We start from the raw sequence: 10,148 nt of genomic DNA, 5'->3' as shown, positions 1-10,148 counted from the left end.
TGGTGGTGCTGGTCATGCCGGGGGATGCTCCTGTCTCGCCCATCCAGGCTAACCGGAGAACCCCGGTGCCTCAGTCGAGGCTGTCAGGAAGGGCCTCCAGCCGGAACACTTGCGCCCGCTCGGCCTGGTCCGCGCGGTGCCGCTCGTACCGTTCGAGAGCCTCGGCCATCGCCGGTGCCCAGCTCTCCGGGCCTGCGGGAGCATCGGCGTATGCCGCCTGCACGAGCGGGCTGATGTCCTCGGGCAGCCGTACCGGACGGCTGCGCCCTTCCTCGAAGTGGGGCAGGAGCGCGGCCGCGGACCGCAGGAGCGCATACGCGCCGTACACGGCGACCGAGCCCCGCACCGGCGCCGGCACGTCTGCCTTCCAGTCGACACCGGTGACCAGACAGCGCGCCCGGCGCAGCCCCTGGGGGCGTTCGCGCTGCCCCTCGCCCCTCTGATGCCGGTGCAGACGCCCCATGCGCTGGAGCAGCAGGTCGACCGGGCAGAGGTCGGTGACAAGGAGGTCGAAGTCGACGTCGAGGGACTGCTCGGCCACCTGGCTGGCCACGACGATGTGCGGCCCGGTCGGGCGGTGTTCCGCTTTGTCCGGCGGCCCGAAGCGTTTCAGGAGATCTGCGTCCTTCGCTGCCCGGTCGACGTCGATGAAGCACGAGTGGGCGACCGTCACGTTCTCGTCGCCGAACCTGGCCCTGAGTACTTGCGCTGTCTCCAGCACCCGCCTCACCGTGTTTCGTATGACCAGCGCGCAGCCGCCCCCGTCCAGTTCGTCGGTGAGCCGGCCGACGAGGGCGTCGAGTCCGTCGTCGATCCGTTCCAGGACAACATCCGTGCCCCGGGCAGAGGCCTCGGGACTTCTCAGGACCGGCTCCTTGCCAGGCATCACGGCGGTCAGCAGAGGATAGGCACCGGCCTTGCCCACCGCCTCGAACTCCGTGGCACTGCGGGCTGCTGCGGCCTTGCCGCCCGCGTACGCCTCGACGAGCTCCCGGCGCCTGGCCGCCGGCAGGGTCGCCGACAGCACCACCACCGGCACCCTGTACGCGCCGAGCCACGACAGCACACGGTCGAGATAGACACTCATGTACGTGTCGTAGGCATGCGCCTCGTCGATGACGACGACCTTGCCGGCGACCGCGAGGTGACGCATCGCCAGGTGCCGGCTCTTGAGCCCGGCGAACAGCAGCTGATCGACGGTTCCCGCGACGAAGGAGGACAGCATGGCCTTCTTGCGGCCACGCAGCCAGGCGTGCGCGACGAGCTCGGCAGGAGCGGACCGCGTCTTGTCCGAGGGACGCCACCGTGGCTCCTCGGGCGCGTCCACGTCGACGGCAACGATCCGATGGCCGCTCTCGCGCATCAGCTCGGCGAAGTCCTCGTTCAACGCGGCCCTCGAGTGGGCGAGCAGGACCGAGTACCGCGCGTCTGCGGCTCCGGGCAGCCGCTTGAGCCAGTCCAGAAGGCGGGGGAACATCGCGTTGCCCGTGGCCATGGTCGGCAACGCGAAGAACACACCGCCCGCACCCGAGCGGGCAGCAAAGATCTCGGCGACCGCGAGAGCGGCCTCGGTCTTCCCCTCCCCCATCGGCGCCTCGATCACCATCAGCCCCGGCTCGTCCATCGCCCGGGCCAGCTCGATGGCAGCCTCCTGTACCGGCCGGGCCTTCGCGCCCGGCGGCAGCCCGAAGCGGGAGACGAACAGTTCCTGAGCGTCGCCCTCGGGATCGTCCGGGCACCAGGGCGCCGGAAGGTCCAGTCCGCGCCAGGCCGCAGCCACCCGCTCCTCGCTGCTGCGGGCGACGTCCTGCGGGAAGTACGGGAAGAGGTCGGCGTTGCTGGCGACCCAGTCGGCGACGATCACCAGTGCCGTGAGCAACACCTGCACCGGCTGCGGCAGTTTCACCGACCGCCACTCATCCAGCCGGCCCCGTACGCCGTACTCGTCGGCACACGCATCGAGCAGTTCGTCCTGCACCCGCCGCCACTCGGCCCAGCTCGGCCCCGGGGTACGCAGCAGCTGACCGTGCTTGTGCAGGGCAGCGATCTGCCCATGCTCCGGAGGCACCCCGTGGTGCCCTCCCACGACAACCGTGAACTGCCCGGTCTGCTTCACCGTCCAGCTGTGCCGCTCCTGCAGCCACTCCCCCAGCAACGCCTGCCCGGCCAGCCCATGCGGCGCCATCCTGCGGTCCGGACCGATGGCCCGCACCGAGCGCATCTCCAACCCCTGCGCATGCATAACGTTCGCAAGCTGGTCAACCTGGCAGGCGAACGCGGGCGTCGCCTTCCCGATGTCATGCACCCCCGCCAGCCACACGGCAAGCCGCCGCGCGTCCTGCTCACCACCGGGCAGCGCCGAGGCGATCAACCTCCGCACGCTCGCGGGCAACCACGTATCCCACAACAGCCCGGCGACAGCGGCGCTGTCCTCCATGTGCCGCCACAGCGGCAGCCACCCGTCGGAGTACCTGTCGTGCTTCGCCCACACCGTCAGAACCGGCCCGTCAAGCCTGCCCCGCAGGCCCGAGCGGGACTCTCCCTCACCCCTCATGCCAGATGAATACAGCAAAAACTGCTACAGGATGCCTATATGACGAAGATTCAATGAATCCGCTTCTGATCCGGACGCAGACCCGTGAAAACAGAAGGACAGGCTCTAGGATGATCACTTTACACAGCTGCCCACCTGACCTCCGACTGGAAGAACTGAAGGCGTTATGCGCGATATGCCGGAGTCGGTGAAAGTGTGGGAAAACTACGTCTCCTCACGATAAAGCCGCAGGTCGCGCAGCCTGCTCCCCGCACCCGCGGGGATGGTCCTGGACCCACGGCGACATCGAAACCCCGTACAGCCTGCTCCCCGCACCCGCGGGGATGGTCCCCCTGCTTCAGGTCCCACACCTCCAGGTCGGCACTGCTCCCCGCACCCGCGGGGATGGTCCCTCCCGGCCTGGCGAGCGGAGTTCGGGCCTATGCTGCTCCCCGCACCCGCGGGGATGGTCCCGCCCACCTGATACCGGCCGCCGAGGTCCTGGACTGCTCCCCGCACCCGCGGGGATGGTCCCCCTGCGTCGCAGGTGTACGGCACGGCGCCGACCTGCTCCCCGCACCCGCGGGGATGGTCCCGTGTCCAAGATCGAGCAACAGCGCCTGACGGACTGCTCCCCGCACCCGCGGGGATGGTCCCAACCCGATCTTCGGCCCGATGGGCGGCCACGACTGCTCCCCGCACCCGCGGGGATGGTCCCTCGCTGCCGCAGAACAACGACACGTCGATCGACTGCTCCCCGCACCCGCGGGGATGGTCCCATCAGGCCCCCGGCAGGAACTTGGTCAGGAACCTGCTCCCCGCACCCGCGGGGATGGTCCCTCCGACTCGGCCGGGTCGACCGGCATGGCGCGCTGCTCCCCGCACCCGCGGGGATGGTCCCGTCGACACCTGCACGCCAGCCATGTCGGTGAACTGCTCCCCGCACCCGCGGGGATGGTCCCATCCCGACGAACCTCGGTGCGGGCACGAACGACTGCTCCCCGCACCCGCGGGGATGGTCCCTTGGAGGCGTCGCGGCCGGAGCTGGAGGCGCCCTGCTCCCCGCACCCGCGGGGATGGTCCCCAGGCCCGTGAAGGTGATATTGACGTGGGTGACTGCTCCCCGCACCCGCGGGGATGGTCCCAAGGGCCTGTCGTACGCGAACGGCGGGATCCGCTGCTCCCCGCACCCGCGGGGATGGTCCCCGTGTCAACTCCCAGCGTCCGACGCTCCGGGGCTGCTCCCCGCACCCGCGGGGATGGTCCCGGCCTCCGATCCATTGGAATCCGTTCCGTACTCTGCTCCCCGCACCCGCGGGGATGGTCCCACGAACAGCCCCTTCATGGGCGTGAGGACCCTCTGCTCCCCGCACCCGCGGGGATGGTCCCGTCTCGGTGCGCCGCCTGTCCGCCCTCATGGACTGCTCCCCGCACCCGCGGGGATGGTCCCGGCGCGTGCTGCGCAAGTGGGCCGGGGACCGGCTGCTCCCCGCACCCGCGGGGATGGTCCCTTCCTGGGGGTCGGCGGAGACCGCTCAGCAGACTGCTCCCCGCACCCGCGGGGATGGTCCCTGTCCGAGTCCACGCCCCATGGCGAGACCGGCCTGCTCCCCGCACCCGCGGGGATGGTCCCTCCAACTTCCAGATGCCTAGCCACTCGAAGCCCTGCTCCCCGCACCCGCGGGGATGGTCCCTGTTCCGCCCGTTCCGCCGGATCCCGAACTGTCTGCTCCCCGCACCCGCGGGGATGGTCCCAACGCTTGCCCGTCAGCTCCTGGACCGCCGTGCTGCTCCCCGCACCCGCGGGGATGGTCCCCGTTCGGGCCAGTGGCGCCCCATACGTACGGCCTGCTCCCCGCACCCGCGGGGATGGTCCCATGCCGACCGCGTTCGCCGACCCGCCAACTCCCTGCTCCCCGCACCCGCGGGGATGGTCCCGCCATCGAGCCCCCACCCCTGCCAGGGGTGGGCTGCTCCCCGCACCCGCGGGGATGGTCCCTGGCCGCGACGCTTGTGGTTGCGGCGGTCGTCCTGCTCCCCCGCACCCGCGGGGATGGTCCCCTGGTGTACGTCGACGCCGTCCAGGTCGAGGCCTGCTCCCCGCACCCGCGGGGATGGTCCCGTCTTCATCACGGCGCTCAACTCGCGGGCCACCTGCTCCCCGCACCCGCGGGGATGGTCCCGACATCTCATCGACGCTGCGCTCCTCCATGGCCTGCTCCCCGCACCCGCGGGGATGGTCCCGTGGCCGGCGCGCTCGCGGAGGCCGGGCACAACTGCTCCCCGCACCCGCGGGGATGGTCCCGACATCCCCGGCCGGACACAGGACGACGTCCTCTGCTCCCCGCACCCGCGGGGATGGTCCCGCTGTTTTCGACAGGGTGAATGGGAGCCACTCGGGCAACGAGAACGGGAGCCACGTTGCGCTATCCGTGATGGGGATGGACTGTGACACAGGTCCATGATCGGCAACGAGAATGGGAGCCACCTCTATCGGGTGACATTCGTGGTGCCGGGATGAGGGCCGGAGTGTCCGCGGAAACGATCCCGGCGGGGACCGATAGTTTGGCGGTCCCGGGTCCTTCTGCCCCGTGTCCCTGACAGGCGCGGTTCGGAAGGACCCGGCTCCGTGATGCCATCAATGCCGGGCGGGTGCGTCCATCTCAAGACTTCCGAGGAACGCGCGGAGGGCAGTGACGAAGCCGTCGGGGTCGGTCTCGTGGACTGTGTGACCGGTGGGCAGATGAACCAGGCGGGTGTGCGGGCGACGGCTCGTCATGGCTGCCGCGTGGTCAGCGGAGAGAGTGTCGCTGCGGATGCCGTGGACAAGCAGGGCGGGGCAACTTGTGGCCAGCCAGTCGTCCCAGTGATCGCCCTTGACCAGGCGGTGCGAGGCGACCATGTCCTCGGGGCGAAAGGCCAGACCCCAGCCGTCGTCGTACTCGCGGATCGCATCGGTTAGATAGCGAGCCGATTCCCCCAGTTCCTCGATCAGGGCGGCCCGGCCCGGTGCCCGGTGGGGCCAGGCGAGACAGAACGACAGATCGTCATCCACGACGGCCCCGATGTCCTCGATGGCCAAGGCAAGGACACGCTCCGGATAACGGGCGGCGAGCTGGTAGGCGTTGACGCCGCCCAGCGAATGGCCGAGCACGACGACTGGACCGAGGCCGAGATGGTCAAGGACCGCGGCCGCGTCCGCGATGTAGCCCTGACGGGAGTAGTCCAGCGGGCGGTCCGACTCTCCGTGCCCACGCTGATCGGGTGCGATGACCCGCCAGGCGGGCGCCAGTTCACGAGCGAGGTGGGTAAAGGTCCGCCCCTCCGAGAAGTGGCCGTGCAGGGCCAGCAGGGGCCGGCCGGGTCCACCGAAGTCGAGGAAGGACAGGCGGCGCCCGTCAAGGTCGAGGTCGACGCGTGCTGGTTGCACGGGGGTGGAGGAGGCAGAGCGTCCGGTCGAGATCATGCCGGGACTCTAATGCCCGGATCTGACAGGCTCCGGGCTCGATCTCACGCGGTTGCCCCGCACCGTGTTCACTGTGCTGTCCGGTCGTTGAGCAGGGCCAGGGCCAGGGCCAGGGCCTGGAGGTTGACGATCGCGATGCGTTGGGCGGCGACCAGGTCCCGCGATGTGGCGACTGCGAGGATGCCGGTCACCGCGGTGTTTTGGCCTGGCGGTCGGCCTCGGTGGACTGGTAGCGGTAGGACTCGGTGCCAGTCTGGATCAGCGTGCAGCGAAAGGTGATCCGGTCGGCGATGGCCGCGCATAGCCGCGGGTCGGCGAAGATCTTGTCCCACTCCGCGAACGGCGAGTTGGTGGCCACCGCGGTCGCCTTGCACTCCTCGCGCTCGGTGAAAATCTGGAACAGCAACCTCGCGCCCTTTTTATCCAGGTTCAGATACCCGAACTCGTCCAGACACAGAAGATCGACCTTGCTGTAGCGGGCGATCACGGACGACAGGCGGCGGGCGGCGTCCGCCTCGGCGAGTTCGTTCACCAGCGCGGAGGTGGTGATGTAGCGGACGCTCATGCCGGCCTCGGCGATCGCCGTACCGACCCCGATCAAAAGGTGTGACTTACCGGTGCCGGAGTCACCGATCAGTACCAGCGGACGGCCCTCGCGCACCCAGGATGTGGACTTGAGGTCGCCGACCGTCTCGGACAGCACGTTCGGGTTGCGGTCGAAATCGAAATCCTCCAGCCGCTTGGGCCTCGGGAACCGCGCCGAGCGGACCAGCCTCTGCTGGCGGCGGACGTCCCGGTCGGCGCGCTCGACCTGCAGGAGGTCGAGGAGGAACTGCTTGTAGGAGGACTGCTCACGTCGGGCGGTGGCGGACAGCTCCACGAACCGCTCACGGAAGGCGGGCAGCCGCAGGTCCCGGCATGCCTCGTCGATCAGCGCGTCCTCCGGGTCGCCCTCGGGCAGCGGCATCCGGGTGGGCGGGATCTGCTCGGCGGTCTGCTGGGCGGTGGCCGTGGGGCTCATGCGCTGGTGCCTTTTCTCTCGTTGACGGTGTCGGTCACCGGCGTCAGCAGCCGGTCGTACTTGCTCATGTCCGGCAACGCAGTGCGGGGATCGGGCGGCAGGCGCCGGGTGCGCAGCGAGATCACCTTCGCCCCCGCCCCGCCATGGTCTTCCTCGATGGCGGTGTCATCGTCCTCGTCGCCCGGGGCAAAAGCAACGTGGGCGATGGTGGGTCCGGCGTCTTCCAGGTCGCTGTTCTCGATGGCTTTGCGGGCCTCGATCGCGACCATGTCCGTGCTGATGGAACCGATCTTGAGGACAGTGGCCATCCCGGCGATGACTGCTGAGGCGGGCAGCTGCCGGTGCAGCAACAGCACCTCGATCAGCATCCGGGTACCCTCCTTGTCCCCGCACTTCTTCTTGGCCGCCGCCCAGAACGCCTCATGGGTCTTGGTGAAGCCGCCCTCGGCGCGGGCCTGTGCAAGCGCGGCGGCACCGGCGAACGCGCCCGGCTTGACCAGCAAGATCTCCAGATAGTGATCCAGGATGTCGTGGTAGGTGTAACGACGGGTCAGCCTTGGGTGACGGGCCACGACTTGGCGGCCGTCGTAAACCCAGACCTCGTTCGCCCGCAGTTTCACCCGCACCTTCATGCCGATGAACTTCGCGGGAACCGAGTAGTAGCCCTGCCGGACGGTGACCCGTCCGTTGCGGTGGACCAGCGGCAGAAGATCGATCCCGGTGTCGTACTCGTCCGCCGGCAGCGGTGCCAGCAGCGGCCTCTCCTGCTCGAAGTCGAAACCGATCGAGGTAGGACGGCCGTGGATGTGCCGGGCGTCCTCCGCCGCATCGATCGACGCCAGACGCTCGTTGAGATCCGCGAGAGCCTCCACCTCCGGAGCCGGGACCAAGTGCTTGCGGCGGAACCTGCCGCCCTCGTGCTCAACCCCGCCCTTCTCGTGTGCCCCTTCCTCACCAGGGCCGCAATAAAAGGCCGAGAAGCCAATCTTCCGTGGGTTCAGGAAATCTGAAGGCTCCACAGCGCGAACTCAGGGGCTGGGAGGCGGTTCTGCTGCGTCGAGGGGGCCGGTTGCCGAAGGGGAGAGCCGGTAGTGGGCGACGGGCCTTGATCCGGCTCAGGTGAAGAATGGCTGGGCGTCTGCCCATGACGTGGTCCGGCGGCATTTGCGCGAGACTGTGGGGTGCCTACTTCCAGATCGCTTGCAGCCTCCGACGAGATACGTGCGTATCTCGTCGATCAGTTGAACCTCGCCCTGCGTCGTCCCGGAGTGTTCGGGAAGGAACCGGCCTTGCGCATGCTGATGGATCACTTGCTGTTCGTGGAGTGCCAGCCCGAGGCATTGGCCGAGCAGCAGCGCGTCTGGGAAGAGCGCGGCGTCTGGTCCAGCACCGGCGTCGCGGGCGTGTTCCGCGATCTGATCCCGGACCGCTATTACGAGTACGGCATTGCCTCGGTGTATGCCGAGTTCGCGCACCGCCGTGGCTGGCTCAAGCCTGACCGCGTACTGGACCCTGACGAATACGCGGTCCTGCAGGGTGCGGTCCGCCAGTGGGCGGGCGAGAACCGTGTGTGGTCGGACGTCGTCGACGAGTTCGGTACCCCGTCCATGTTGTTCGGCGGCAACAACCCCTACTACGGCAAGACTCTCGGTTACCTGACTGGGAACCCGGAGGAACCGATGGTGTCCTTCCATCTCTGGAACGGCAGTGCTCCGGGAGCCGAGCAATCATGGCCACCTGAGCACGAAGAACCCCTCCTGCTTGCAGTGCGCTTCGGAACAGGGCCCTTCCGCCAGACGTTCACCTTCACCCCGGAGGGCCGACGACGGATCCCTGTGGAGTAACAGTCGAGATCAGCGGGTGTTCGGGGCCTGCTCCGCTTCCGATTCGGTCACTGCGCTGGTGTAGCGGAGGCTGGCCTTGGCGCCGAGGGAGAAGACGTGTGCGGGCGCTGTCACATTGGCTGATTCCTGAGATGATCTTGGAGTTGATCATGTTGGAGGAGGCTGTCCGTGGGGGCTGCGTCGCCGTCGTACAAGGGGCATCGTTACCCGGTCGAGGTCATTGCCCATTGCATGTGGCTGTACTTCCGCTTCCCGCTCAGCTTCCGAGAGGTCGAGGAGCTCATGTTCCAGCGAGGCGTCATCGTCTCCTACGAGACCATCCGCCGCTGGTGCGCCAAGCTCGGCCAGGCCTACGCGAACGGACTGCGCCGCCACCGGCCCCGGCCTGGCGACAAGTGGCACCTGGACGAGGTCTTCATCAAGATCAACAGCGAGCTGAAGTACCTGTGGCGGGCCGTCGACCAGGACGGCAACGTCCTCGACATCCTCGTGCAGAACCGGCGGGACAAGGCCGCCGCCAGGCGCTTCTTCCGCCGCCTGATGAAGAAGACGCGTGCGGTGCCGCGGGTGGTCGTCACCGGCAAGCTCCGCTCCCACGGCGCCGCCCACCGCGAGGTCATGCCCTCTGCCGAGCACCGGCAGTCGAAGTACCTCAACAACCGGGCGGAGAACAGCCACCAACCCACCCGGCAGCGTGAACGGGCCATGAAAGGCTTCCGCAGCGTGGGCGGGGCCCAGCGGTTCCTGTCCGCGTACAGCGGCATCTCACCCCACTTCCGACCCCACCGCCACCTGCTCACCGCCCCCGACCACCGAGCCGAAATGACCATCCGCTTCGCCATCTGGGACCACGTCACCGGAACCCTCGGCGCGACCGCAACGTCCTGACCCAGGACTGACACCCGAGCCGACCACACCCTGGCACACCCTCAGGCCCTCGCACACTCAACAACGTGACAACGCCCGTGGCACATACCAGCCCGAGCTGTCAGAACGGTGGTTCGGTGGAGTAGGCGCCGTCCCAGGCAGGTGTGGTCGGTTTGCTCATCGGCTGCTGGAGGACTCGTACAGCGTCTTCGATGCGGCCGAGGTCGATGAGACGCTCGGCACGGAGAGAGCTGTTGATTGTCGGGTGCCGTTCGAGGACTGCGGCGGCTTCCTCGGTGCGGCCGGCTTTGGCAAGCACGTCGACTCTGCTGCGCAATTTCGTGCGGGGGTGATGGTGGGCGCGGGATGATCGTCTGTACGGTCGTTGTCCTGTCGTGCGGTCGTGGGGGTGTCGTG

At 68.5% G+C, this 10,148-nt stretch carries 8 protein-coding genes and 1 CRISPR repeat array; of the genes, 2 read left to right on the top strand and 6 right to left on the bottom strand.

Annotated features, from left to right (window positions below; all coding sequences use genetic code 11):
* Positions 1-70: 70 nt before the first annotated feature.
* From cas3 to ACIBB8_RS36530, 5 genes are all read right to left on the bottom strand, one after another.
* Entirely contained in the window at positions 71-2,554 is a 2,484-nt protein-coding gene (cas3, locus tag ACIBB8_RS36550) for a CRISPR-associated helicase Cas3' (RefSeq protein WP_398959582.1), read from the bottom strand.
* A gap of 241 nt (positions 2,555-2,795) precedes the next feature.
* Positions 2,796-4,899: a CRISPR direct-repeat array (repeat unit 29 nt; unit sequence CTGCTCCCCGCACCCGCGGGGATGGTCCC).
* A 272-nt stretch (positions 4,900-5,171) separates the two neighbouring features.
* Positions 5,172-5,999, bottom strand: a complete 828-nt coding sequence (locus ACIBB8_RS36545) for an alpha/beta fold hydrolase (protein WP_398959580.1) — start codon at positions 5,997-5,999, stop codon at positions 5,172-5,174.
* A 68-nt stretch (positions 6,000-6,067) separates the two neighbouring features.
* Positions 6,068-6,190: a hypothetical protein gene (locus tag ACIBB8_RS36540; protein ID WP_398959578.1), complete on the bottom strand. Its 123-nt coding sequence runs from the start codon at positions 6,188-6,190 to the stop codon at positions 6,068-6,070.
* The gene (istB, locus tag ACIBB8_RS36535; protein ID WP_398959576.1) at positions 6,187-7,020 is read right to left on the bottom strand and encodes an IS21-like element helper ATPase IstB; all 834 of its coding nucleotides are present in this window, start codon (positions 7,018-7,020) and stop codon (positions 6,187-6,189) included. Before istB ends, ACIBB8_RS36540 begins: the two co-directional genes overlap by 4 nt.
* A complete protein-coding gene (locus ACIBB8_RS36530; protein ID WP_398959574.1) occupies positions 7,017-7,892 on the bottom strand; it encodes a Mu transposase domain-containing protein in 876 nt (291 codons plus the stop codon). Before ACIBB8_RS36530 ends, istB begins: the two co-directional genes overlap by 4 nt.
* Positions 7,893-8,315: 423 nt before the next feature.
* Here ACIBB8_RS36530 and ACIBB8_RS36525 point away from each other — a divergent pair, with 423 nt between their 5' ends.
* Entirely contained in the window at positions 8,316-8,864 is a 549-nt protein-coding gene (locus ACIBB8_RS36525; protein ID WP_398959572.1) for a hypothetical protein, read from the top strand.
* A 168-nt stretch (positions 8,865-9,032) separates the two neighbouring features.
* Positions 9,033-9,752, top strand: coding sequence for an IS6 family transposase (locus ACIBB8_RS36520; RefSeq protein ID WP_398959570.1), 720 nt, complete (start codon positions 9,033-9,035; stop codon positions 9,750-9,752).
* Positions 9,753-9,852: 100 nt separating this feature from the next.
* Here the strand turns inward: ACIBB8_RS36520 and ACIBB8_RS36515 are convergent, their stop codons facing one another.
* On the bottom strand, positions 9,853-10,050 hold the full coding sequence (locus tag ACIBB8_RS36515) for a hypothetical protein (RefSeq protein ID WP_398959568.1): 198 nt from the start codon (positions 10,048-10,050) through the stop codon (positions 9,853-9,855).
* Between the last annotated feature and the right edge of the window lie 98 nt (positions 10,051-10,148).

Source organism: Streptomyces sp. NPDC051286 (genome assembly GCF_044455345.1).
Lineage (GTDB): Bacteria > Actinomycetota > Actinomycetes > Streptomycetales > Streptomycetaceae > Streptomyces.
The sequence above is the reverse complement of the archived record's forward strand: the minus strand, read 5'-3'. Positions and strand labels throughout refer to the sequence as shown.